The following is a 23,293-nucleotide window of genomic DNA, read 5'->3' on the forward strand; positions in this document are numbered from 1 at the left end:
GCTTAGGTTGGTCCTAATGCGGCGGTTCGATCGGCAGCGGGGGTCCGCCGTAGGGCGTGGGAATCGTGAAGCGGCCCTTGGGTGTTGGATCGGTTCGACGGCCAAGGTCGGCTCCCATCGGCGGGCCGGCCGTGTCGTCGCCGCCCGGACGCGGCGCGTTCTTGGCCCCGCGGATCGACACGGCGGGGTCGGTGTCGCGGCAATAGGTGTACATGAACGGCTCGTAGTAATCCGCGGCCGACGGCGGATGCGCGGGTGTGCCGTAGTCGCACACATAGCGGGGGTACAGGTCGGCGATCGCCCAGACCCCGTGGTCGTGGAAGGAGCTGGACACCGCGTCCAGGACCGAGCCGCGGTAGTCGGGGAACAGCGCGTTGAGCGCCGGGACCCGCTGGTAGAGCAGCTGCGACATGGTGGCCATGCTGCCCAGTAGCTGCACCATCGTCTCGGAATTGTCGGAGAACAAATTATCGACCGCCGACAACGTGCGCGGCGTCTGCGCGGTCAGCCTCCGATACCCCGCCTGCATCCTGGCGACCCCGGACAGCGTGCGGTTGAGTTCGGTTGCGGTGGCCGCCAAGCCGGCGTTCTTATCGCTCGCCAGGGTGAGCACCACCCGGCTGGTCTTGATGATGCTGGTCGTCTGCGGCAGCACCGAATCCAGCGTCGACAGCAGGAAGGTCCCGCCGTCGACGATGGCCGACAGCTTCGCCGGGCCCTCCTTGCTCAGGCTCAGTTCCTTCTTGATCAGCGCCACCTTGCGCGGGTCGACCTGGGCCAGCATGCCGTCGGCATCGCCGAGCAACCGCGCCAAGCTCACCGGAACGCTGGTGTGGGCCAGCGTGATGAGGCTGCCGTCGTGCAGATACGGCCCGGCGTCGGATTCGGCTTGGAAGTCGATGTACTGCTCGCCGGCCGGTGACAGCGCCGACACGTGCACGACGCTGTTGGTCGGGATCCGCACCTTCGAGGTGATGCTGGCGATGGCGTTGACCCCGCTGTCGGTGATCTGCAACGACTCGACCCGGCCGATCCGCACACCGCGCAACGCGACGTCCTGATTGGGCAGCAGGCCACCGGATTCCGGCAACTGCACGGTGACCCGATAGGACGACGCAAACGGGGTGACCCGCAGCGCGCCGATCAGCAGGTAAGCGGTTCCGACCACCAGGGTCAGCACCAATCCGGCCACCGACAGCCAGACCTGTTGGCGGTGAGCGGCCCGCACCGCCCGGACCACGACGTTGGCGGCTTGAGCGATCACGGCGGTGGTCCCGGCGGCGGCCCCGGTGCCGGGGCGATGTCGATTTGGCCGGGGATGTTCGGGTCGGGCATCACTGGCACCTGCGGCGAGTTCGGGCCCCGTCCGACCACGCGTTCCTGCAGACGCCACAGGGTGTACTTCAGCGTCCCGACAAGCAGGTTCATGTTGTAGTGGTCCGGCCCGTGCAGCCCGATGTCGCCGGGGTATCCGATGTCTGGGAGCGATCCCAGGATCAGCTTGTCGACCCCCACGTGCACCGAAATCGCGCCTCCCGACGTCGATTTGACCAACGGGGGAATCAGCTTGTTGATGGCGTAGAAGCTGGTATCCGGGCTTACCGCAACGTCATTGGCGGCCCCGGCGATGGTGTTGAGGTCGCGGATGATGCTGCGGCCGCTGGTGTCGGTACCGCCGATGGAGGGGAACCTGGCCAGCAACCGTGAGGTGTCACCCACCTGCACGGCCAGGTTGGACAGCTCGGCGGTGTTGTCGGCCAGGGTCGCGGTAGCGGGGCGCGCCGCGGTCATCAGTTCGCTGATGGCCGCGTCTTTGGCATCGAGTTGGTCGGCGAGCCTTGACAATTGGGTCAGGGCGGAGGAAATCTGGTCGGACCTGGCGCCGAGCGTGCCGACCAGCTGGTTGGACTTGCGGATCAGCTCGCCGAACGCCTGGCCCTGGTCACCGGTGGCTTTGCCGAAGCCGTTGATGATGTTGGTGAAGTTGCGCACCGCTCCGCCATTCACCAGGATCGCCGCCGAGCTCAGCACCGACTCGACCGTCGCGGCGGCCGCGGTCGAATCCAGACCGATGGTGTCGCCGCCTCGCAGCATCGGATCGTCGGCGGGATCGTCGGCGGGTGGCTTCAGCGCCACGAATACGTCGCCCAGTGGGGTGGCGGTGCGCAATTCGGCGGTACTGCCGCGCGGCAGCCGCACGCCGTCTCGGATCCGTAGCGTGGTGACCGCGGTGTAGTTGCGCGCGACCATCGCTTCGACCTGCCCGACGTCGGCGCCGGCGAGTTTCACCTTGGCGTTCATCGGAAGGTTGAGCGCGCTGGAGAATACCGCGGTCAAGGTGTAGCCACCGGACCCCAGCCCGGGAGCCGGAAGGGGCAGGCTGGCAAGACCATTCGTGCCGCACCCCGAGGTGATCAGCACCGCGGCCGCGACGGCCAGGCCCGCCCGGATGGCCGTCATTTCTGCCCCATCGCGGCCATGCCGTCCAGCACATAGGTCAGCCCGAAATCCGGCCCGAAGTCCTGGATTGTGCCGGTGCTGCAGCCGAGTTGGCGAAGGCCCATCAGGTTGCAAATCTCTTTGGTGTATTGACTGTCGAAGACCAATCGGTCGGTGAGGAATCGGGCGCGCACGGCACCGTTGGCCCGGTCGATCATGTTGTAGGCGTTGTCGGCCAGCATCGGTGCCACATCGAGGAGTTCGGCGACGTCGCGCCGCTGGTCGGTCACCGTCTTCAGCGTGGACTTCCCGTTGAGCAGAGCCCGCTTGAAGGTGTCCCGGTTGGCGTCGAGCAGGTCGCCGGCCCGTTGAATCAACTGGTCGAATCTTCTTCCGGTGCTGCCGGTCCCGATGTCCTCGTCGGCCATGATCTGGCTGACCTGGTGGATGGTGGAGGCGAATTCGCGCAGCTTGCCGTCGTTGGCGGCCACCGCGTCGAACAGCGTGCTGATGTTCTTGACGATCGTGGTGATCTGTTCGCGGGTCGTCGCGCCGCCGTCGCTGGACAGCCGCAGCGCCTTGGACAGCTCATCGAGCGCCGATTTGATCTGCCCGCCATTGCCTTCGACAACCTTCGTCCCGTTGTTGAGGACGTCGGCGACGGGCCCGTCGCCATGGCCGTCGCCCTCGAGCGACTTGGTCACCTTGTCCAGCACGGTGAGCACCCGGCTGAATTCGATGGGCGTCTTGGTCCGGGTCAAGCCGATGGTGTCGTGGTTGGCCAACACCGGCCCACCGCGATACGGCGGCGTGAGCTCGATCTGCCGGTCGGTGAGGATCGAGGTGGACACCGTTACGGCCTGCGCGGTGGCGGGAACCTTGACGTGGCGGTCGACGGTGAATTCGACTTCGACGTAGCCGCCTTTTGCGTTGATCTTGGTGATCTTGCCCACCGGCATTCCCAGCACCGCGACCACATTGCCTTCGTAAAGTCCCGAGGCGCTGTCGAATTGGGCCGTCACCGTGATGGTGTCCTGATCGGGTGCGAGAACCCACCAGCCGATGCCGACGGCCGCGGCCAACACCACCACGGCGGCGCCGATCGCCACGGCCTTGGACCTGCGCTTCGACGCCGTCACTTGCAGTCCTTGAAGTACTGAATCATGCCGAACTGCTTGGCACGCCCGCTGATCGCGCACATCCACGAGTCGACGAGTGGGACGTTGTTGGCGTTGAAGTTCAGCGCGTTGCCCTCGCCGGTGAGGTTGGCCGCCTCGCGGAAGAAGATCGGGCTGATTTGCAGCAGGTTGGCCAGCAGGTCGTCGTGCTGGGCCATCAAACCGGTGAAGTCGCGCATGTCCGCGATCAGCGAGTCAAGACCCGACCGGTCGTTGACCACGATCTGGCTCATCGTGTCGACGAGGTTGGTCAGCGACTGCATCATCGCGTGGAAAACGGCTCGCAGCGCGACGAATTGGCCCAGCAGGTCCTGTCCCTGGTTGATCAGATTACCGATGCCGGCCTGCTGGCGCCGCAACGTGTTGGTCACCCGTTCGGTGCTGAGTAGCAGCTGGCCCAGCTGGTCGCGTCGCACCGAGATGATGGACGACAGCGAATGAATGTTCTTCATGGCCTGCGGCACCACCGCGGGCAGGCCCTCGAGCTGCTTGCCCAGCACCGAAAGGGACTGAGCGAACCGGTCGGAATCGACCTGCTCGAACGTCGTGGTGGCATCCCGCAATGCGGATTGCAGGTCGTAAGGGACCTCGGTGTGTGCCAGATCAAAGGTGTTGTGGGGCAGCGTGTTCGGGCCGTTGGGCTGCACGGAGAGGTAACGCGAACCCAGGATGGTGGTGACCTTGATGGTTGCTCGCGAATCCCTGCCCAGCACGATGTCGTCGCGGATCTTCAGGCCGGCCTCGACATGATCGCCGTCGAGCTTCATGCTGGTCACTTCGCCCACCGGGATACCGGCGACGACGATGGGGTTGCCGGCCCGCAGTGAGGCCGCCTGCAGAAACTCCGCGGTGTAGTGCCGGTACCCGGCGCCGACCGCGTGCACTGCCAGCATCGCCCCGATCAGCACCGCCACCACCGCGACGGCGATGAACCCCAGCCACGTCTTGTTGTAGCTCTCCAGCGGACGCTGCTTGATGCGCTGCCATGTATCAACCACCGGCGGTACTCCTGCATCTCGGTGTGTGCCACATCTTGTTTCCCGGGGTGGCGGCGGCGACGATGATGGGCACGACGTCGTTGAGGCCGGGGAAGAATCCCATGAAGTTGACGTCGCACACGTAGGCGTTGCCGTAAGCGCCCTGGTTGCCCACTCGGACAAGCCCTTTCAGTAGCAGCGGGATGTTGTCGCCGAAGAACGCCACCTGTGGCTCGACGTCCATCAGGTGCCTGGCCACACCGGGTTTGCGGTCGATGAATTCGCGCAGTGCCGGGTATACGTCGTTGGCCGAGGCGGAAAGCCGGCCCATCACCCGGGACAGCGAGCCCACCGAGGCGACCAGTTCCGGACGCCGCCGGTCGAGTTGGTCGACCACCTCGCGCGTTTGGGTGATGACGCCGTCGAAATTGTCGTTCTGCTGCGCAAGGTTGCCGACCACCTTGTTCAGGTTGGTGATCACATCGCCCAGGGCCTGGTCTCTTCCGGCGAAAGTTTCGGTGAGAGTTGATGTTTGGCTGATCAGCGTCGTCAGCGACGAGGTATCGCCCTGCAGCGACGCGATGATGCCCTTGGTGAGGTTGTCGGCATCCTGCGGGTTCAGCAGACTGAACAGCGGCTCGTAGCCGTTGAGCAGCGCGGTGACGTCAAAGGAGGGCTCGGTGCGTTCCAGCGGCAGCACACTGCCCGGCGGCAGGGGGCTTCGATTGCCCTCCGGTCCTAACGACAGCCCGAGGTAACGCTGTCCGACGATGTTTTGATAGGTGACGGACGCAACGGTGTTGCCGTATAGGTGCTGATCGGTCTGCACGACGAATGCGACTCGGGCGAGTTTCCCGTCGAGGTCGACACTTTCCACCCGGCCCACCCGCACCCCGGCCATCCGGACGTCGTCGCCCTCGCGCAGCCCGTAGACGTCGGTGAACAGCGCCGAGTACTTGGCCGTGTCGCCGGCAACGTCGCGCCGCAGGCTCACGTATACCAGCCAGGTGAGCGTTACCGCTACGACCATGAACAGCGTGAGGCCGATCAGTGGGGCCCGAAACTTCATTTCGGTTCTCCTGGTGCGGGTTTGAGCGAGACGGTGGATCCGCGAGCCACCGGTCCCAGCAGTAGCTCGGTAGCCGTCGTGGCGGTATGGCCGGTGATCACGCTCAGCATGTTTCGCTCGTACTGGCTGCCGACGGGTCCGACGTTGCCGCCGAAGGACGATTGCGGTATCCACGGAGCCTGCGGCGCGACCGGCGGGACCCATGGTGCGCTCGGTGACGGCGTCGCGGGAGCCCCGGGCGACGGGTTGTCCGGGTTGGCGCTGCCCGGGACCGGCGGCGACGGCGGAAGCCAGGACGGCAGTGGGGGATTGGGATCGGTCAGGTTGGGGCTCGGGTTGATCAGCGGCGGCCCGACCGCGACGAGGTTTCCGTCCGGACCGATGACGGTGCCCGGCGGCGGCGCCAGATCCTTGGGCGGGTGGTAGTTCTGCGGCAGCAGCACTTCCGGCATATCCGGCCGCACCGGATACTGTGGCGCGGTAAAGCAGCTGGGGCCCTTGAGTTCTCCGTAATGGGGACAGTCCGCGCGGGTGTAGGTGGACGACGGGGTGAACGTCAATATCGCGCGCATATTGCCGACATCTGCGCCCGGCCGCCAGACCTCTTCCATGAACCTGTTGGCCAGGTTGTCCAACTTGGTGACCGCGGGCACGAAGTTGTTCGACTTCATCGCCAGCACACCCAGCACCGGTGTGAAATCGGAGGTGATCCGGATCAATTGGTCGATGTGGTTACCGAACGACTCGCGCGTCGTACCGACCGTGTTCTCGGCGCCGGAGAGCAGCGCGGCCAACTGCCCGCGCGTCTCGGCGAAGGTCTGCATCGGCTCGACGGCCTGGTGCAACGAGTCCAGAAGATCGGGTGCCGTCTGTGCGAGTCCACTGGCCGCGTCGACGAGCGCGGACACGGTCGACGGTCCCGTGTCGGTACTGACAATCGAATTGAGTTGGTCGAGAAGGCGATTCAACTGCGCACCGGCATTAAGCAGGGAGACGCGGCGGTGATCGGTGGCCGCACCCAGCGCGGCCAGAATCCCGATTGACCTGTCGTCACGGCCGCGGCCGGCGGCAGCCAGCAGGTCGCGCAACTTGCTGATGGTGGTCTGAAACAGCACGGTCGGAAGCCGGGTGTCTTCGGGGATGTGCGCGCCTGGGCGGATCGCCCCGCCCGGACCCTCCTGCTTCGGGGAGCCGACCAGCTGCACCGACGACACCGCGAAGACATTGCTGGGAACCACACGAGCGGTCACTCCGGCCGGAATCGACTTGGCGAACTCGGGTTTGAGATCGATGTGGACGTAGTTGGGTTTTCCGTGGGACGCCGGAATCACATCGTCGACCATCCCGACGAGCACGCCGTGATACTTGACGTCGGACTTCTGCGGCAGCCCGTCACCGACGTTGACCAGATCGGCGACCACGCGAACGTAGTCGTTGAGCCGGCCGGTGGACTTCAGCAACATGGCGACGGTCAGCAGGGCCGCGACCACCACCACCGCCACACCGGTGGCAAGCAGCTGCCGGTCCGAGGGCCCGCGCCCATCCAGCTCAAAGGAATTCGGCATCAACCACCGAACCTGGCGCCGGCGTCTACCCCCCACAACGCCATGGTGAGCAACATGTTCACGATGATCACGACGGTGATGCTGGCCCGCATGCCGTGCCCGGCGGCCACCCCGACACCCTCCGGCCCGCCGGTCGCGTAATAGCCGAAGTAGCACTGAATCGTGGAGGCTATCCACACGAAGACGACGGCCTTGATCAGCGAGTAGACGATGTCTTGGCCCGCCAGCATCAACGTGAAGTAGTGCAGATAGGAGCCGGTCGAACCGCCGCTGCTGAACCCCACCACGAGCTGTGTGGTCAGATAGCCGATCGCCAGGCAGACCACATACAGCGGGACGATCGCCGCCACCGACGCGATCAGCCGCGTGGTCACCAGGTATGGAATCGGGCGGATCGCGATCGATTCCAGCGCGTCGATCTCCTCGGCGATCCGCATCGACCCCAGCTGGGCGGTGAAGCGGCAGCCACCCTGCATGGCGAAGGCCAGCGACGCCATCAGCGGTGCCAACTCCCGGGTGTTGACCAATGAGGAGACGAAACCGGTGGCCGGCCCAAGGCCCAGCAGGTCCAGGAAGTTGTAGCCCTCGATGCCGACTAGCGCGCCCACCGTCATACCGAGAACCACGGCCACGCCGGCGGTTCCGCCACCCACCACGATGGAGCCGTTGCCCCAGGTGATGTTCGACAACAGCCGCAGGAACTCGCCCCGATACTGGCGCAACGCGAGTGGCACCGCGACTAGTGCCCGGATGAAAAAGACCAGCAGGTGGCCGAGCCGAAGGATCGGGACCGTGCCCCGGCGATAGAGCCGGACAACCGGGACGGTGATCGGCGCGAACGGCCGGTAGGCGGAAACCGTCATGTCACAGACCCGTCCTGGGCACCAACATGATGTATAGCTGGCTGATCGCGACGTTGACGATCATCAGCAGCAGGATCGCCTCGACGACGGCCGCGTTCACCGAGTTCGCGACGCCGGTCGGGCCACCGACGGTGGACAGGCCCTTCTGCGCCGACACGACGGCCACGATGGCACCGAAGATGACCGCCTTCACCAACGCCAAGATCATGTCGTCGGTCGTCGCGAACGACGCGAACGTCGAGACGAAGCTGCCGGGCGCCCCGTCCTGGAAGTACACGTTGAACATGTAGCTGGCGAAGAATCCGACGAAGCACACCACACCGGTGAGCGCGACGCCGATCATGATCGCCGCGGCGAACCGCGGCACCACCAGCCGGCGGATCACCGATACGCCCATCACCTCCATCGCGTCGGTTTCTTCGCGCATGGTTCGCGAACCCAGATCGGCGGTGATCGCCGATCCGACTGCCGAGGCCATCAGAACGGCGGCGACCAGGGACGCACCCTGCCGAATGACCGCGAGTCCACTGGCCGCGCCGGCCAACGAGGTGGCGCCCACCTGCCCGGCGAGCAAGGCGAACTGGATGGACAACGTGACGCCGATCGGCAGTGACACCAGAATCGTCGGCAGCACCGCGGTACCGGCCATAAATGCGCCCTGGCGAACAAATTCGTGCCATTGGAATCGGCCGGTCACCAGGTCGAAAAAGAAATACTGAATGGTGCGCACACCGAGGACGAACTGTTCGCCGACGGTCGTCAGCGAGGCAAGCGGATGGCGTTTGACGTATCCGACAGACCAGTTCTGGATGGCGATGACGCCGTCTTCTCGCGTCGTCATCGCGCGGCTATTTGTCGTATGTCTAGCAAACTCAGGGCACCCGTCATTGCGAGCCAGTTACGTCCGAACCGCCGAGCGGAGGGGCCGGAGCTCGTGAAGCCCAACTTCACTAAAATAGCCTTATTGGGTTCCGTAACTTCGCAGCTCATAGGCGTGTGCTGAGTCACATTAGCCTAGTTGATAGGGACTATCAATAGTGTAGAGTCACTCATCTGGATCGCCGATGAGCGGCACCAACGGGCTGAAGTGTCAGATTGACGAAGGTGAAGGCATGCCCTCAGCAAACACTGGCTCGTTGCGAGACCGCCGTCGTGCTGAGCTAGTTTCGCAGATCCGGCAGACCGCCCAGCGGCTTTTCGCCGAACGCGGCTTCGACGCGGTGACGACCGAAGAGATCGCCGCGGCGGCCGGCGTGTCGATCAGCACCTATTTCCGGTACGCACCCACCAAGGAGACCCTGCTGGTCGGTCTTGTCCGGGAGGCCAGCGCCGAGATCGTCGAGTCCTACAGCGCGAGACCACCGGACGAGTCACCGGTCGAGGCGTTGATCCGGATATTCGTCGCGCGCGCCAAAGAGGTCACCGAAGTCCAGAAGCTCGACACCTGGCGCCAGGCCGTGGCCACTGCTCCGCGACTGTTGAGCCAATCGGTTCTGGTCACCGAGACCGAACGTCGCCAATTCGTCGCGCAGGTGGCCTCCCGCATGGGCGTCGACGCAGCGGCAGACATCCGGCCCGCGTTGTTGGTGCACACCAGTTTGGCCACGGCGAAATTCGTCATCGATCGCTGGCTCGCTCAACCCGTCGACGGTCCGGAGTTTCACGTTCAGCTCGAAGAGGCGCTGCGCATGGCGCTCACCGGATTCGATTAAGGGTTCTCGCCGGCCTCCCACGTGCGCGGCAGCATCGGCTCGGGCGACGCGCCGTCGAACTCACCACCGGTGCGGAGTCCTCGGGCTTGTGCGGCAGTCGTTTTCGGGATGCTTCCAGCGAAACCGAGTGACCCCGCACCTGCGCTGGCAGCCGCGACGTGCTCAGGTAGGGACAAGTGGTCCGGCAGCGCCAGGTCGAGATCCTGGTCCAGATATGCGAACTGATACTTGCGGCCGTGCTGGCGCAGTCCGGCCCGTCGTGTTGCTCCGGCCTCGGCTCCGCGGGCAAGGGCGGCGCCACCAGGCACCGCCGCGGTGGCATCCCCGGAGGCTTTGGCGCCGGACGTCAGGGTGAACCCCTCGCCGTCGGGATTGGCCCCGACGGCGTAGAGGGCATGAGCCGCCCCGGCGGCCGGGCCCGCGGAGGCGGCAGTTGCGGTGGGGCTCGTCGGGCTGCCCGGGGCCGTGGCGTGCGACGCCACGGGGCCGCCATTGACCGGCATCGCCGCGGTCGCGGCCGGCGAGCGCCGTGCATGGTCGCGCGGCGGGGACGGGTGGGATTCGGCGTCGTGCGGCCCCGGGTTGTCCAGGCCCGCCATGCCGAGGAGTCCGATTAGCCCGATGGGCGCTAAAACGCTCAGCAGCGGCGTGAACGGCCCGAAATAGATCAATGGATCCAATATCGCGTGCGCCAGAATCGAGAACATCTGGCTGGACACGATCGCGATCACCCAATCCAGCGCGTGCCTGATGAGTGAACGGAACGGTTCGGGCAAGACGTTGGTGACCAGCTTGGCCAGGTAGTTCAGCAGATTCTGCAGCGCCCGGATGAGCATTTTGACTATGTCAGGAAACTTGCGATGGCCGGTCGCTGCCGCGACGGTGGCGCGGGTCGTGATGATTCGGGGCGCGGCCGACGTAGTGGGGACTGCCGACAGGTTCTCCTGCGCCACCGCTTGGTAGACGCTCATGACGGTTGCCGCCTGAACCCACATTCGGGTGTAGTCGGCCTCGTTGAGTGCGATCGGGATTGTGTTGATGCCGAAGAAGTTGGTGGCCAACAGGGCGGCGTGCAGTGCGTGGTTCCCCGCGAGCTCTGTTGGCGTCGGCATGGCACATAGGGCCGACTCGTATGCGGCGGCCGCGGATTCGTGCCCGATCGTGGCCGCGGTAGCAACCGCGCCGGCGTCACTGAGCCAGAGCAGATAAGGCTGGTGCGCCGCGACGAACTGCTCGGCGGCCGGACCGTCCCAGTCGTCGGCCTGCGTCGCGGCGAGGATCCCGGTGAGCTCGGCCGCCGTGTCGCCGTATTGCGTTGCCAGGGCCCGCCACGCTTCGGCCGCGGCCAGAAGCGGGCCCGGTCCCGTACCGGCCGACAGCAAGGCCGAGTGGATCTCGGGAGGAAACGCGGCCCAAATCGGATAGGTCATGAATTGCTTCCTTAGGCAGATGTATACGAAAGAGGGGAATCTATATGATAGGCAAGGCTGGCCTAATTTATCCATGTCGGGTGCGTGGGCAACCATGCCCGGGCTCCGGCGAAACCGCCGTGACTTTGCTGGTGGACTCGTGAAACAATCGCTGGCCGTGAAGACATTCGAGGAGCTGTTCGCCGAGCTTGGCGATCGTGCTCGCACCCGACCGGCCGGCAGTGCCACGGTCGCCGCCCTCGACGGCGGGATTCATGGGCTGGGCAAGAAGATCCTGGAGGAGGCCGGCGAGGTGTGGCTGGCCGCCGAACACGAACCCAATGACGCGTTGGCCGAGGAGATCAGTCAGTTGTTGTACTGGGCGCAGGTGCTGATGATCGCGCGCGGGCTCTCCCTCGACGACGTATACCGGAAGCTGTGAGCATGTTGCGAGTCGCGGTTCCCAACAAGGGCACGCTGAGCGAGCCGGCCAGCGAGATCCTTTCGGAGGCGGGCTACCGGCGGCGCACCGATACCAAAGACCTCACCGTCATCGACCGGGCCAACCACGTCGAATTCTTTTTCCTGCGGCCCAAAGACATTGCCATTTATGTCGGTTCGGGACAGCTCGATTTCGGCATCACCGGACGAGACCTGGTGCTCGATTCGGACGCCCCGGTGCGTGAATGCCTGGCGCTGGGTTTCGGGTCGTCCAGCTTCCGGTACGCGGGGCCGGCCGGGCTTGACTGGACGACGGCCGATCTGGCCGGCAAGCGGATCGCCACCGCCTACCCGAATTTGGTGCGAAAAGATTTGGCGGACAGGGGAATCGAAGCGACCGTTATCAGGCTCGACGGTGCCGTGGAGATCTCGGTGCAACTCGGGGTGGCCGACGCGATTGCCGACGTGGTGGGATCCGGTCGCACCCTGAGTCTGCACGATCTGGTGGCCTTCGGTGAGCCACTGTGTGATTCGGAGGCGGTGCTGATCGAACGCGCCGACCACGGCGGCGAGGACGCGGCGCGAGCCCCGCGCGATCAGCTGGTTGCCCGGATTCAGGGTGTGGTGTTCGGCCAGCAGTGTCTGATGCTGGACTACGACTGCCCGCGCTCGGTGCTGGACCAGGCGACGGCGATCACGCCGGGGCTGGAGTCGCCGACCATCGCCCCGCTCGCCGACCCGGACTGGGTCGCGATCCGCGCGCTGGTCCCGCGTCGCGGCGTCAACGAGATCATGGACTCACTCGCGGCCATCGGAGCCAAAGCGATTCTGGCTTCGGATATCAGGTTCTGTCGCTTCTGATCGCGCGGTGACCTACTGCCGACAGCCTCAGCCGTGGTCCAGGGGCGTGTCGACGACGGTCTGAATGATTGCAGACACCGCGTCGGTCAAGCGTTCCGCGGCGGCTTCGGTGAGCGCGGGCGTCTGGATGACGCTTCGCATCAACCACACCCCGGCGATGACGGACAGTATCAACTCTGCGCGGAGTTGCTGGTCCGGTTCGGGTAGCTGGGTGGCGAGCCGTCGTCCCACGTGACGGGTGAGAGCGTCGCGCACGATCTGGGCGGCGCGGGGGTTGGGCACCGATCGCAACATGATCGGGAACCTGCCCAGTTGCTCGGCGTCGGGTGCGCTGAGTCCGACGAGGTTGTGGGCGGCGTCGCGTGCCATTGCTTCCGGGTCACCGCCGAAGAACGCCGGGGGCGCAAACGCCGCCTCGACCACCTCGGCGAAGAGCTGTTCCTTGGATCCGAAGTAGCGGTTGATCAGCATGGCGGTCACCCCGGCGTCCCGGGCGATGTCGCGGACCCCGACACCGTCATAGCCGTGCCGTGCGAAGGCCTGCAGCGCGGAGGCCAGGATGTCGGCGCGGGTTTTGGCCGCGTTACGCGGCCGACGGGTCGCGGACTGTTTCTTCGGATGCACCATATCTACGAGTGTAGACAATGGTGGTCGGCTTGGTCTACAGTTGTAGACATGATTGCTAATCTAGCCCCGGATCGCGGCTCTGTGTTGAGTCGACCTCGTGGGATCCGCATCAACGGAAAGGAGTAGATCAACGGACTCGTCAGTAATCTCGCATGCTCCTAAACTGGCACTTCGCCGAGAGATCCACCTGAACCACTGCATTGGGCCACTGCTAGCTAGCTAGGCTGGCACCGCGCCCACCGATTTGATGACTCTTACCCCCCGCGGACCAAAGTTGGTGGTCCGGTCCCATCTCCTCAGGAGGTTCCCGTGACACATTTCCTAATTCTTTTGTTGGCCTTACTGATTGGCGTCGTCGCCGGGTTGCGTTCGCTGACGGCTCCCGCGGTGGTCGCGTGGGCGGCGTACCTCGGCTGGATCGACTTGCACGGTACGTGGGCATCATGGCTGGGGAACATCATCACCGTCATCGTGTTCAGCGTTCTCGCGGTCGGCGAATTGGTGAACGACAAGCTGCCCAAGACGCCACCGCGCACGGCACCGCCGGTATTCGCTGCCCGGCTCGTGATGGGCGGGCTTGCGGGCGCGGCGCTCGGCGCATGGCCGCACTGGACCTTTTCCGCGCTCGGGGCTGGTGTCGTCGGCGCGGTGCTCGGCACCCTGGGCGGCTACCAGGCGCGCAAGCGGCTGGTAGCGGTAAGCGGTGGGCGGGACCTACCGATCGCGCTGCTCGAGGATGCGGTCGCGATCCTCGGCGGGTTCGCCATCGGAGCGCTGACGAGTCACGTGCTGGCGGACTACCTGGTCACGGCCGTTAAGTGACGACGCATTTCGACGCGATCATCGTCGGTGCGGGTCAGGCCGGGCCACCGCTCGCAGGTCGGCTGACGGCCGCCGGACAGCGCGTCGCGATCGTCGAGCGCAAGCTGATCGGGGGTACCTGCGTCAACAACGGGTGCATCCCGAGCAAGACGCTGGTCGCCAGCGCGCACGTCGCGCACCTGGCCCGTCGTAGCTCCGAGTACGGTGTCGCGACCGGGTGGATCAGCGTGGACATGGCGAAAGTCAAGGCACGCAAGGACGGCATCGTGCTGGCCGACCGCAAGGGTGTCGAGGACTGGCTGGACGGCATGGAGGGCTGCACCGTTTTTCGTGGCCACGCGCAATTCACCGATCCGCACACCCTGCGCGTCGGCGACGAGGAGCTACACGGCGACCGGATCTACCTCAATGTCGGTGGCCGAGCGATCGTGCCCGACATCCCGGGCCTGGACGGGGTCGACTACTTGACCAACGTGTCCATCCTTGAACTCGACACGCTGCCAACGCATCTCGTAATCATCGGTGGCAGCTACATCGCGTTGGAGTTTGCCAGATGTTCCGGCGGTTCGGGGCGGCGGTCACCGTGGTGGAGCGGGGCCCGCGGCTGGCCTCCCGGGAAGACGAGGACGTCTCGGCCACCATCAAGGCGATCCTGGGGCCGAAGGCATCAAGATCGTCCTCAACGCCGACGATGTGCGGGTCGCCAAGAGCGACAACGGATTCGAACTCACCCCACGCGCCGGCGCCGACCCGATAGCGGGTAGTCATCTGCTGCTGGCGGTGGGGCGTCGGCCCAACACCGACGACTTGGGTCTTGAGGCGGCCGGTGTGCGGACCGATGCGCGCGGCTACATCGTCGTCGACGATGCGCTCAAGACCAACGTCGATCACATCTGGGCGATGGGCGATTGCAACGGCAAGGGTGCGTTCACCCACACGTCCTACAACGATTTCGAGATCGTCGCCGCCAACCTGCTCGATGACGATCCGCGCCGGGTCAGCGACCGCATCACCACCTACGCGCTGTACATCGATCCGCCGCTCGGCCGCGCCGGGATGACCGTTGGTGAGGTCCGCGCGTCGGGCCGCAAGGCGCTGCTGGGCAGGCGGCCGATGACCAGAGTCGGCAGAGCCGTGGAAAAGGGTGAGACGCAAGGCTTTATGGAGGTCGTCGTCGACGCCGAAACTGAGCAGATCCTCGGAGCGACGATCCTCGGGGTCGGCGGCGACGAGGCGATTCACGCCATCCTGGACATCATGTCGGCCAAGGTGCCGTACACCACGCTGTCGCGCACGATGCACATCCATCCGACCGTCAGCGAGCTGATTCCGACGATCCTGCAGGAGATGTCACCGCTGGACTAACCCGCGGCGATCAGGCCGCCGGTTCGTTCGATCGCGAAATGGCTTGTGCCCAAACGTTATCCGGCCAACCCGGATAGGGCGGCGGAGTGCCGCCGAACACCGGGCAGTACTCGTGGTGCGGACACCAGTCGCACAACCGCGATTGGTGGGGGCGGAAATCACCTGTCGCACTGGCGGATTGGATGGTGCGCCAGATCGCCATCAGAGTCTTCTCGAAGCGCAGCAGCTCGTCGAGCTCGGGCGAGTAGTCCAGCACCTGCCCGTCGGCGAGGTAGATCAGGCGCAGCCGGGTGGGCGGCACGCCGCGAGTGCGCAGCAGCGCCACCGCATAGAACTTCATCTGGAACATCGCCTTGAATTCGGCCAGCGCGCGCGCTTCCGGCGGTGCCTTGCCGGTCTTGTAGTCGACGACCCGCAGCTCGCCGGTGGCGGCGATGTCGATCCGGTCGATGAACCCGCGCAGCAGCGTGCCGTCGGCGAGTTCCACCTCTACCCGGTGCTCGCAGCATTGCGGGTCGAATCGGGTCGGGTCTTCCAGACGGTAGTAACCGGACAGCAGGGCGCGCGCTTCGTCGAGCACCTGGGCCCGCAGCACGGCGTCGAGTTCGCCGAACCGGTCGGGCTCGGCGGCCATCACCTGCTCCCACGCGGGCTCCACCAGCAACATCGCGGTATCCGGGTCCCGTGACGTCGCGGGCAGGCCGTAGAGCTGCTCGAGCGCGGCGTGCACCACCGACCCGCGGATCTGCGCCGTCGACGGCGGCTCGGGCAGCCGGTCGATCGCCCGGAACCGGTAAAGCAGCGGGCACTGCTTGAAATCCGCAGCCCGCGACGGCGACAGTGCCGGTCTCGAAGCCGGTCTGGAAGCCGCGTCTGCTGGCTGGTCGGTCATATTCGCAGCCTAGGACGCAGCCCCGACAACCCCGAGCATCGGCAACGGCGAGTCGGCTGGCACCCTGAACGGCGTGTCCAACACCGGTCCATTCGCCGTCGGCGAGCGCGTTCAGCTGACCGACGCCAAGGGCCGTCATTACACGGTGGAGCTCACCGAAGGTGCGGAGTTCCACACCCACCGCGGCGCGATCCCGCACGACACGATCATCGGGCTCGAGCAGGGCAGCGTGGTCAAATCCAGCAACGGCAACCCCTATCTGGTGCTGCGCCCGTTGCTGGTCGACTACATCATGTCGATGCCGCGCGGCCCGCAGGTCATCTATCCGAAGGACGCCGCTCAGATCGTGCACGAGGGCGACATCTTCCCCGGTGCCCGCGTGCTGGAGGCGGGCGCCGGATCCGGGGCGCTGACGTGTTCGCTGTTGCGCGCGGTGGGCCCCGACGGCCGCGTCGTTTCCTACGAGGTGCGCGCGGATCACGCCGAACATGCGCGGCGCAACGTGGACGTCTTTTACGAGGGGGCGCCCGCCAACTGGGAGTTGATCATCGGCGACGTCGTCGACTCCGAGCTGCCCGACGGTTCGTTCGACCGGGTCGTGCTGGACATGCTCTCGCCGTGGGAGGTGCTCGACGCGGTGTCGCGGCTCGTCGTCGCCGGCGGGGTGCTGGTGATCTACGTAGCCACGGTGACCCAGCTCTCGAAGGTGGTGGAGGCGGTGCGGGCCCAAGAATGCTGGACCGAACCGCGTGCCTGGGAGACGATGCAGCGCGGTTGGCATGTCGTCGGCCTGGCGGTCCGCCCCCAGCACACGATGCGCGGGCACACCGCGTTCCTGGTGGTATCGCGCCGGCTCGCGCCGGGCACGGTGGCCCCGATGCCGTTGGGCCGCAAGCGCCCGGGTCGGGACGGTTAGTCCTCGCTGTCCTCGCTGCGCACCAGCGAGCGTCGCACCGACAGCAGCTCGAATTCCGGATGCGCGGCGACCAGACGTTCGGCCGCGTCCAGCACATCGACCGCATGGCCACGGCCACCGGACACCACGGCCACCCCGATGCCCGCTCGTCGATGCAGATCCTGCGAACCGGTTTCGGCGGCTGACACGCTGAACTTGCGGCGCAACTCGGCGAGGACGGGACGGATCACCGAGCGTTTCTGCTTGAGCGATCGCACCCCGAGCTCTGGGTCCAGCAACACGTCGAATTCGAGCCAGGCGATCCACATCAGCCGGGCGGGGCTTGCGTGGACTCGGGAGCGGGCGCGGGTGGCGGCGCCGCCGACGGTGGCGGTGTCGGCGGTGGCGGAGGTGGCGGTGCCGGAGGTGGAGGTGGAGGTGGCTGGACGGGTTCCGGCGGCGGGGGCAGCGGAAGCGTCGGGCTGGGCGGCGGTGCCTGGACCGGCGAGTTGCCCAGCGCCAACAGCATTTCCGCTGTTCGCCGGGAAAGCTGCCAACCGCCCTGGAAAGGCGCGAACTCCATCGGGAAGGTGAACGCGCCGGCGGGCCCCTTGGGGGTCTTGACGCCGACGGTGGCCACCACGTTGGCCGGGTTCTTGTCCGACCACGCGACGTTGTTCGCCGCGAAGGTCATCGGCAGGTAGCCGTTGTCGCGCAGCGCGTTGACGAACTTGTCCAGGTTGGCCGCGCTCTCCGGCGTCGCGCCTTCGACGAGGTTCACCTTGTTGACGCCCGGGACGTTCGGGTCGACGAGCCGGTTCAACACCTCGACCAGAGCCTCGGGCACGGGCAGGGGTGCGGTCGGGGGAGCCGCGACGAGCAACGGGCTCGACGTCGGCGCGATCGCCGGCGAACTCGTCGACGGGAGCACCTTGGGTTGGCTATGCGAGCACGCCGCGAGTCCGAGGGCCGCCACGGCGGTGGCGGTGCTCAGTGCTATGGACAGGTGTCGCTGCATCCTCGAACCAGCCGGACTATTCGGCGCCGTTTGATTCGAGGCCTGATTCTGGGAGGGCGGTGGCAGCCGCGGTCAGGCCAACTGGTGCAATGCAAGTCACAGTTGGAAACATTGCGTTGATGACCGCGACCACGGCAAGGCCTGTGGTGAGGCGTTTTGCGGTCAAGGGGTGTCCTCTCGGTGGTCCCAAATCGACGCCGAGGTTACCAGCGGGAGCAAACACGCAACTTTTGATGGCTTTTGGTTTCACGCATGAATGGCCAATCGCCGGTAGCGTTGTAAGGATCCACCGCGTCAATTCGGGGCGGGAAAGGAGCGCAACATGGGTGAGTCAGAGCGTTCTGAAGCATTCGGGATCAATCACGAAACCGGCATGTCCAGCAGCGATGCCGCAGAGCTGGAACAGTTACGTCGCGAGGCAGCGGCGCTGCGCGATCAACTCGAGCAAACCGCCGGGTCGGCGGGCAGCACGCGCTCCGCGCGCGATGTCCATCAACTCGAGGCGCGCATAGACTCGCTTGCCGCTCGCAATTCCAAATTAATGGAAACTCTTAAAGAGGCCCGGCAGCAGTTGCTCGCGCTGCGCGAGGAGGTCGACCGACTCGGTCAGCCGCCGAGCGGATACGGCGTCCTGCTCTCGTCCCATGAGGACGAAACGGTCGACGTGTTCACCTCGGGTCGCAAGATGCGATTGACATGCTCGCCCAACATCGACGTGTCGTCGCTGCGCAAGGGACAGACGGTCCGGCTCAACGAAGCCTTGACCGTTGTCGAGGCGGGGACGTTCGAATCCGTCGGCGAGATCTCGACACTGCGCGAGGTGCTCAACGACGGGCACCGCGCATTGGTCGTGGGCCACGCCGACGAGGAACGGATCGTCTGGCTCGCCGACCCACTGGTGGCGGAGGATCTGCCCGAGGGGCACCCCGACGCACTCAACGATGACACCAGGCCGCGCAAGTTGCGGCCTGGCGATTCTCTGCTGGTCGACACCAAAGCCGGCTACGCGTTCGAGCGCATTCCCAAGGCCGAGGTCGAGGACCTCGTACTCGAAGAGGTGCCCGACGTCAGCTACCAGGACATCGGTGGCCTGACCCGTCAGATCGAGCAGATCCGCGACGCCGTGGAGCTGCCGTTCCTGCACAAGGAGCTGTACCGGGAGTACGCGCTGCGCCCGCCCAAGGGAGTGCTGCTCTACGGCCCGCCCGGCTGCGGAAAGACGTTGATTGCCAAGGCAGTCGCGAATTCGCTGGCCAAGAAGATGGCCGAGGTCCGTGGCGACGACGCCCGCGAGGCCAAGTCGTACTTCTTGAACATCAAGGGCCCCGAGCTGCTGAACAAGTTCGTCGGTGAGACCGAGCGTCACATCCGGCTGATCTTCCAGCGGGCCCGCGAGAAGGCGTCCGAGGGCACCCCGGTGATCGTGTTCTTCGACGAGATGGACTCGATCTTCCGCACTCGTGGCACCGGCGTCTCGTCCGACGTCGAGACCACGGTCGTCCCGCAGCTGCTGAGCGAGATCGACGGTGTCGAGGGTCTGGAGAACGTCATCGTGATCGGTGCCTCCAACCGTGAGGACATGATCGACCCCGCGATCCTGCGGCCCGGCCGTTTGGACGTGAAGATCAAGATCGAGCGGCCGGATGCCGAAGCGGCACAAGACATCTTCTCGAAGTACTTGGTCGAGACCCTGCCGGTGCACGCCGACGACCTGTCCGAGTTCGACGGCGACCGTGGAGCCTGCGTCGGGGCGATGATCGAAAAGGTCGTCGAGCGGATGTACGCCGAGATCGACGACAACCGGTTCCTGGAGGTCACCTACGCCAACGGTGACAAGGAAGTCATGTACTTCAAGGACTTCAACTCCGGCGCCATGATCCAGAACGTCGTCGACCGGGCGAAGAAGAACGCGATCAAGTCGGTGCTCGAGACCGGGCAACCCGGTCTGCGCATCCAGCACCTGCTCGACTCGATCGTCGACGAGTTCGCCGAGAACGAGGACCTGCCCAACACCACCAACCCCGACGACTGGGCGCGGATCTCGGGCAAGAAGGGCGAGCGGATCGTGTACATCCGCACCCTGGTCACCGGCAAGTCGTCGAGCGCCTCGCGGGCCATCGACACCGAGTCGAATCTGGGTCAGTACCTCTAAGGCCCAGCGGCTCAGTCGAATTCGAACGAGTAAGTGTTCGTCAGGTCGTCCTGCGTCACGCGCGCGGGACGATCTGTCGTGTCCACCCGCAACGTGTCGGTGAGCACGCGCGGTTGATAGCGCCACCCCTCGGGCAGCTTGAGCCGGTCGGCCAGCCCGGCCAGCTCGGCCCGCGACAGATTGGGATCGGCGACCTGGCTCCAGGTCTGCATCACCCAGCGCTTGCCGTCGGGATCGATGAGTTCGTAGATTTCCTCGCCGGCGTTGAAGACGAACACCGTATTGCGGGTCACTTCGTTGACGGTGTACGGCGCCGGGTTCATCGACGACAGCGCCACGGTGGCTTGCTTGATCATCTCGATCCCGCCGAACGTCAACCGCTGCTGCGGACCGTCGGCTTGCTTTTCGATCGCGTTCATCAGCCAGTACCGCGGGCCGTTCAGCAACGCCGCCGCGGCGCCGTGTTCGGCGGCGATCGCTTGGGGGTCGAGCTTGGACCACAGCTCGGCCGGACAGTCGTTCAGCGGGAAGCTGTTGTAGACGGTCGCCAGCGGGCCGGCCTCGCCGACCTCGACGAGAAGTACTTCGCCGTAACGCTTTCCGGATAGATCGGACACTGGTTTACTCGCTTTCTATCGTTGCGACGTTGCCGAGATAGCGGTTGCGTGCCGCGAGCGCGGTATGCAGGTCGTCGATCAGCGGGTCCAGGAACATCCCGCGGTACTCGTCGTCGTCGACCGCCCGGGCGCTGATGTACATGAACGTCAGCGCGCCGAGGAACAGGCACATGTGGATTAGCGAATCCGGCGCGGGAAACGTCATGCCGAACACGGTCGCGGTCATGTTCTGGTTGTGCGTCCACTCCTTGAGCAGCGGTGGCGTCAGGATGATGACGCCCAGGATGAGATACATGGTGGCGCCGACGGAGGCCACCACCAGGATCTCGATGAGCTGCGAGGTCGCGAGCAGGAAGACCACATTGAGGCGCTCCGCCCGCTTCAGCGGTGAGCCGGACGCCGGGTCACCCATGGTGGCGAACGGTGTGTCGACGAGGCTCTGGCTGCCCTCGGGCAGCGAGGCCGTCGACTTCAGCAGCGGCCGCACCCGTTCCACGGTCTTGGAGATGACGAACGCTCCCGCGATCCCCATCAGAAAGACGATGGCCAACGTCAGCCGCTCCCCGTTGATGTTCGCGGCCATCAGCCACACATAGGTGTTGAAGAACACCAACGCGGTCAGCAGCACGATCGGCAGGGCCCGGATCGCCAGCGTGCCGACCGTCGAGAGATGCTCGAGCGTCATCCGCACCGCCCAGGCGAGCACCGACCCGACGCCGCTACCGGTCAGCAACAGCACCACGCCCAGAATGACCGCATCCCGGGTCAACTGGACCGGGCCGGACTCGATGACCCCGCAGCCGACCGCGAGGGCCAGCGCCGCGGTCGCGACGGCCGCGCGGGTGCCCCTGCTGGATATCCGGGACACCAGCCAGCCGGCCAGCGCGGCCAACGGGACAGCGAGCGCCAGCAACGCCAGGATCGCCCACTGACGGGTGGTCGGCGTCCCGTTGATGAACACCTCGTTGCCGTCGCTGATGAAATAGACGCCCAGCAGGCACGCTTCGACCACCGCCCACGCGGCCAGCATCGGAGCGCACCGCGGCGAGAGCCGTCGCCACCGGCCCCGCCGGGTCAGCACCGACGGCAGTCCGCGCTCCAGGAACCACCGTTCGGCCGCTGCCGCCTTCCGGCCGTCCGGCGTGCGGCGCTGAGTTAGACCCACACCGCGTCACCCTAGTGGCGCTCAGGCCCTATGCGCTGCGCCGTCTTCCCAGATCGTCCGCCACTCGCGCTCCTCGCCGCGCTTTTCGTGGTGCAACGCCTCAGACGGCTCGCTCAGGTGGATAGCGGGATGGGGCAGTGTGAAAAAGTCACCTTTGCCTTGAGCCGATGTGCCGCGCCCGGTATCGATGTAGCAATACCCCTGCCCCGACAGGGGAGTGCCGGTGGCCGTCTTTCCCAAATAGTGCAGGACATTGGCAGCGGCGCTCTTTGCGCCGTTTTTCGCGAATATCGCCGCCTTCGGTAGCGGGCGATCTGACGGCGAGATGACTGCCGTGGTGTCGCCGATCGCAAAAATGCCCGGGTGTCGAGTTTGCATCGTGGCCGGATCGACGTTGATCCAACCCGGGCCGTCCAGTGTCAACGCGGGTTCGTGTGGTGGCACGAAGACGCGCAGATCGAAACTCGTCGCGGCGCCGTTGCGGAAGTGGATCTGGCGGCGATCGGCGTCGATGCGAACCACGGCGTGCTCGCCGAAGAATTCAATGGCTTGCTCGTGGAGCAGCGCGACGAGTTCAGGTCCCGCGTGGGGGCCCGCCGAAGGCATCGGATGCTTTTCTGGCGTGTAGATGGCGATTTCGGTGGCGCCGCGCGACCCAATTGTCGCGGAGGAGGTCGGCGGCCAACAGTGCTCCTTCGTAAGGGGCGACCGGGCAACGGTAGGGCTGCGAAGTCACCAGCACCACCAGCCTGCCGCCGGTGAACGCGCGCAGCGCTTGGTGCGCTTGCGCCGCGGCGTCGGCACTGTAGAAGTGCACAGCAGCGCCGTTGTCGACAGTGCCGCGCAGGCTGGGAATGTTGTCGATTGCATTGCGCGCGCCGGTTGCGATCACCAACGCATCAAACGCGACGTCGGTGCCGTTCACGAGGGTGACGGTGCGGGACGTCGGATCGATGCCGTGGACCGCGCTCTGGACGCGGCGGACTCCGGCCAGCGCGTTGGAACCGGGCGTGATCGCCACGCTTGCTTGATCGCGCCAGCCGAGCATGACCCAGGGCAAGGTGAAGCCCAGAAAATGGGAAAAGTCTTCGTCAACCATCGTGATGTCGGGATCGTCAAGTGGCACCTTCGATTCGGCGAGTTCCTTGAGGACGCTGAGACCTCCGATACCCGCGCCGAGGATGACCAGCTTCTTCGTCATCTGTTCTGCCTTTCGATTGGATCTG

Annotated in this window: 21 protein-coding genes and 2 pseudogenes; 7 read left to right on the forward strand and 16 right to left on the reverse strand. The window is 65.6% G+C overall.

Annotation, left to right across the window (positions count from 1 at the left end; translation table 11 throughout):
- Window positions 1–13: 13 nt before the first annotated feature.
- Genes G6N54_RS01390 through G6N54_RS01425 form a run of 8 tightly spaced genes read right to left on the reverse strand, consistent with a single transcriptional unit; the run spans window position 14 to window position 8,932 of the window.
- Window positions 14–1,264, reverse strand: a complete 1,251-nt coding sequence (locus tag G6N54_RS01390; RefSeq protein WP_163788259.1) for an MlaD family protein — start codon at window positions 1,262–1,264, stop codon at window positions 14–16.
- Window positions 1,261–2,460, reverse strand: a complete 1,200-nt coding sequence (locus G6N54_RS01395; protein ID WP_163788261.1) for an MCE family protein — start codon at window positions 2,458–2,460, stop codon at window positions 1,261–1,263. Before G6N54_RS01395 ends, G6N54_RS01390 begins: the two co-directional genes overlap by 4 nt.
- The gene (locus G6N54_RS01400; RefSeq protein ID WP_163788263.1) at window positions 2,457–3,578 is read right to left on the reverse strand and encodes an MCE family protein; all 1,122 of its coding nucleotides are present in this window, start codon (window positions 3,576–3,578) and stop codon (window positions 2,457–2,459) included. The genes G6N54_RS01395 and G6N54_RS01400 overlap by 4 nt, the downstream gene beginning before the upstream one ends.
- Window positions 3,575–4,594 carry an MlaD family protein gene (locus G6N54_RS01405; RefSeq protein WP_163794398.1) on the reverse strand — a complete coding sequence of 340 codons (1,020 nt, stop codon included), beginning with the start codon at window positions 4,592–4,594 and terminating at the stop codon, window positions 3,575–3,577. Before G6N54_RS01405 ends, G6N54_RS01400 begins: the two co-directional genes overlap by 4 nt.
- A gap of 13 nt (window positions 4,595–4,607) precedes the next feature.
- Complete coding sequence (locus tag G6N54_RS01410; protein WP_163788265.1) at window positions 4,608–5,663, reverse strand: MlaD family protein; 1,056 nt, start codon at window positions 5,661–5,663, stop codon at window positions 4,608–4,610.
- Window positions 5,660–7,228 (reverse strand): MlaD family protein, encoded by a 1,569-nt coding sequence (locus tag G6N54_RS01415; protein WP_163788268.1) that lies wholly within the window; start codon window positions 7,226–7,228, stop codon window positions 5,660–5,662. Before G6N54_RS01415 ends, G6N54_RS01410 begins: the two co-directional genes overlap by 4 nt.
- A complete protein-coding gene (locus tag G6N54_RS01420) occupies window positions 7,228–8,091 on the reverse strand; it encodes an ABC transporter permease (protein WP_163788270.1) in 864 nt (287 codons plus the stop codon). The genes G6N54_RS01415 and G6N54_RS01420 overlap by 1 nt, the downstream gene beginning before the upstream one ends.
- Before the next feature lies 1 nt (window position 8,092).
- A complete protein-coding gene (locus tag G6N54_RS01425) occupies window positions 8,093–8,932 on the reverse strand; it encodes an MlaE family ABC transporter permease (protein WP_163788271.1) in 840 nt (279 codons plus the stop codon).
- Between the two features lie 271 nt (window positions 8,933–9,203).
- Here G6N54_RS01425 and G6N54_RS01430 point away from each other — a divergent pair, with 271 nt between their 5' ends.
- Window positions 9,204–9,803: a TetR family transcriptional regulator gene (locus G6N54_RS01430; RefSeq protein ID WP_163788273.1), complete on the forward strand. Its 600-nt coding sequence runs from the start codon at window positions 9,204–9,206 to the stop codon at window positions 9,801–9,803.
- On the opposite strand, the gene G6N54_RS01435 is transcribed toward G6N54_RS01430, so the two are convergent.
- Window positions 9,800–11,233, reverse strand: coding sequence for a PPE domain-containing protein (locus G6N54_RS01435; RefSeq protein WP_163788275.1), 1,434 nt, complete (start codon window positions 11,231–11,233; stop codon window positions 9,800–9,802). The genes G6N54_RS01430 and G6N54_RS01435 overlap by 4 nt on opposite strands.
- A 139-nt stretch (window positions 11,234–11,372) precedes the next feature.
- Between G6N54_RS01435 and G6N54_RS01440 the strand changes: the two genes are divergently transcribed.
- Complete coding sequence (locus tag G6N54_RS01440) at window positions 11,373–11,654, forward strand: phosphoribosyl-ATP diphosphatase (protein ID WP_163788277.1); 282 nt, start codon at window positions 11,373–11,375, stop codon at window positions 11,652–11,654.
- 2 nt (window positions 11,655–11,656) lie between these two features.
- Entirely contained in the window at window positions 11,657–12,514 is an 858-nt protein-coding gene (hisG, locus tag G6N54_RS01445) for an ATP phosphoribosyltransferase (protein ID WP_163794400.1), read from the forward strand.
- A 27-nt stretch (window positions 12,515–12,541) separates the two neighbouring features.
- Here the strand turns inward: hisG and G6N54_RS01450 are convergent, their stop codons facing one another.
- Window positions 12,542–13,141, reverse strand: coding sequence for a TetR/AcrR family transcriptional regulator (locus G6N54_RS01450; protein WP_163788279.1), 600 nt, complete (start codon window positions 13,139–13,141; stop codon window positions 12,542–12,544).
- A gap of 309 nt (window positions 13,142–13,450) precedes the next feature.
- On the opposite strand from G6N54_RS01450, the gene G6N54_RS01455 reads away from it, so the two are divergent.
- Window positions 13,451–13,963: a DUF4126 domain-containing protein gene (locus G6N54_RS01455; protein ID WP_163788281.1), complete on the forward strand. Its 513-nt coding sequence runs from the start codon at window positions 13,451–13,453 to the stop codon at window positions 13,961–13,963.
- Window positions 13,960–15,328: pseudogene (locus tag G6N54_RS30955) on the forward strand (FAD-containing oxidoreductase). Before G6N54_RS01455 ends, G6N54_RS30955 begins: the two are co-directional and overlap by 4 nt.
- A 10-nt stretch (window positions 15,329–15,338) precedes the next feature.
- Here the strand turns inward: G6N54_RS30955 and G6N54_RS01465 are convergent.
- Entirely contained in the window at window positions 15,339–16,220 is an 882-nt protein-coding gene (locus G6N54_RS01465; protein WP_163788283.1) for a RecB family exonuclease, read from the reverse strand.
- A 73-nt stretch (window positions 16,221–16,293) separates the two neighbouring features.
- On the opposite strand from G6N54_RS01465, the gene trmI reads away from it, so the two are divergent.
- Window positions 16,294–17,136: a tRNA (adenine(58)-N(1))-methyltransferase TrmI gene (gene trmI, locus G6N54_RS01470; protein ID WP_163788284.1), complete on the forward strand. Its 843-nt coding sequence runs from the start codon at window positions 16,294–16,296 to the stop codon at window positions 17,134–17,136.
- Here the strand turns inward: trmI and G6N54_RS01475 are convergent.
- Together G6N54_RS01475 and G6N54_RS01480 are read right to left on the reverse strand one after the other, a co-directional pair.
- Entirely contained in the window at window positions 17,133–17,444 is a 312-nt protein-coding gene (locus G6N54_RS01475; RefSeq protein ID WP_163788285.1) for a DUF503 domain-containing protein, read from the reverse strand. The two genes, trmI and G6N54_RS01475, sit on opposite strands and share 4 nt — an antisense overlap.
- Window positions 17,444–18,133, reverse strand: a complete 690-nt coding sequence (locus G6N54_RS01480) for a hypothetical protein (protein ID WP_163788286.1) — start codon at window positions 18,131–18,133, stop codon at window positions 17,444–17,446. The genes G6N54_RS01475 and G6N54_RS01480 overlap by 1 nt, the downstream gene beginning before the upstream one ends.
- A gap of 322 nt (window positions 18,134–18,455) precedes the next feature.
- On the opposite strand from G6N54_RS01480, the gene arc reads away from it, so the two are divergent.
- Window positions 18,456–20,285 carry a proteasome ATPase gene (arc, locus tag G6N54_RS01485; RefSeq protein ID WP_163788287.1) on the forward strand — a complete coding sequence of 610 codons (1,830 nt, stop codon included), beginning with the start codon at window positions 18,456–18,458 and terminating at the stop codon, window positions 20,283–20,285.
- An 11-nt stretch (window positions 20,286–20,296) separates the two neighbouring features.
- Here arc and G6N54_RS01490 read toward each other — a convergent pair whose 3' ends face one another.
- The 3 genes and pseudogenes from G6N54_RS01490 to G6N54_RS01500 form a co-directional block, all read right to left on the reverse strand.
- Window positions 20,297–20,902 (reverse strand): hypothetical protein, encoded by a 606-nt coding sequence (locus G6N54_RS01490; protein ID WP_163788288.1) that lies wholly within the window; start codon window positions 20,900–20,902, stop codon window positions 20,297–20,299.
- Window positions 20,903–20,906: 4 nt separating this feature from the next.
- Window positions 20,907–22,067 carry a hypothetical protein gene (locus tag G6N54_RS01495; protein ID WP_163788289.1) on the reverse strand — a complete coding sequence of 387 codons (1,161 nt, stop codon included), beginning with the start codon at window positions 22,065–22,067 and terminating at the stop codon, window positions 20,907–20,909.
- 21 nt (window positions 22,068–22,088) lie between these two features.
- Window positions 22,089–23,268: pseudogene (locus G6N54_RS01500) on the reverse strand (NAD(P)/FAD-dependent oxidoreductase).
- Window positions 23,269–23,293: the final 25 nt, after the last annotated feature.

It is taken from the genome of Mycobacterium stomatepiae (assembly GCF_010731715.1).
GTDB lineage: Bacteria > Actinomycetota > Actinomycetes > Mycobacteriales > Mycobacteriaceae > Mycobacterium > Mycobacterium stomatepiae.

What these genes read in the sequence shown, in the direction of transcription:
- G6N54_RS01430 (WP_163788273.1), top strand. Translation starts at nt 9,204, where the DNA reads ATGCCCTCAGCAAACACTGGCTCGTTGCGAGACCGCCGTCGTGCTGAG.
- G6N54_RS01425 (WP_163788271.1), bottom strand. Translation starts at nt 8,932, where the DNA reads ATGACGACGCGAGAAGACGGCGTCATCGCCATCCAGAACTGGTCTGTC.
- hisG (WP_163794400.1), top strand. Translation starts at nt 11,657, where the DNA reads ATGTTGCGAGTCGCGGTTCCCAACAAGGGCACGCTGAGCGAGCCGGCC.
- G6N54_RS01480 (WP_163788286.1), bottom strand. Translation starts at nt 18,133, where the DNA reads ATGCAGCGACACCTGTCCATAGCACTGAGCACCGCCACCGCCGTGGCG.
- G6N54_RS01435 (WP_163788275.1), bottom strand. Translation starts at nt 11,233, where the DNA reads ATGACCTATCCGATTTGGGCCGCGTTTCCTCCCGAGATCCACTCGGCC.
- G6N54_RS01475 (WP_163788285.1), bottom strand. Translation starts at nt 17,444, where the DNA reads ATGTGGATCGCCTGGCTCGAATTCGACGTGTTGCTGGACCCAGAGCTC.
- G6N54_RS01465 (WP_163788283.1), bottom strand. Translation starts at nt 16,220, where the DNA reads ATGACCGACCAGCCAGCAGACGCGGCTTCCAGACCGGCTTCGAGACCG.
- G6N54_RS01450 (WP_163788279.1), bottom strand. Translation starts at nt 13,141, where the DNA reads ATGGTGCATCCGAAGAAACAGTCCGCGACCCGTCGGCCGCGTAACGCG.
- G6N54_RS01420 (WP_163788270.1), bottom strand. Translation starts at nt 8,091, where the DNA reads ATGACGGTTTCCGCCTACCGGCCGTTCGCGCCGATCACCGTCCCGGTT.
- G6N54_RS01410 (WP_163788265.1), bottom strand. Translation starts at nt 5,663, where the DNA reads ATGAAGTTTCGGGCCCCACTGATCGGCCTCACGCTGTTCATGGTCGTA.
- arc (WP_163788287.1), top strand. Translation starts at nt 18,456, where the DNA reads ATGGGTGAGTCAGAGCGTTCTGAAGCATTCGGGATCAATCACGAAACC.
- G6N54_RS01395 (WP_163788261.1), bottom strand. Translation starts at nt 2,460, where the DNA reads ATGACGGCCATCCGGGCGGGCCTGGCCGTCGCGGCCGCGGTGCTGATC.
- G6N54_RS01415 (WP_163788268.1), bottom strand. Translation starts at nt 7,228, where the DNA reads ATGCCGAATTCCTTTGAGCTGGATGGGCGCGGGCCCTCGGACCGGCAG.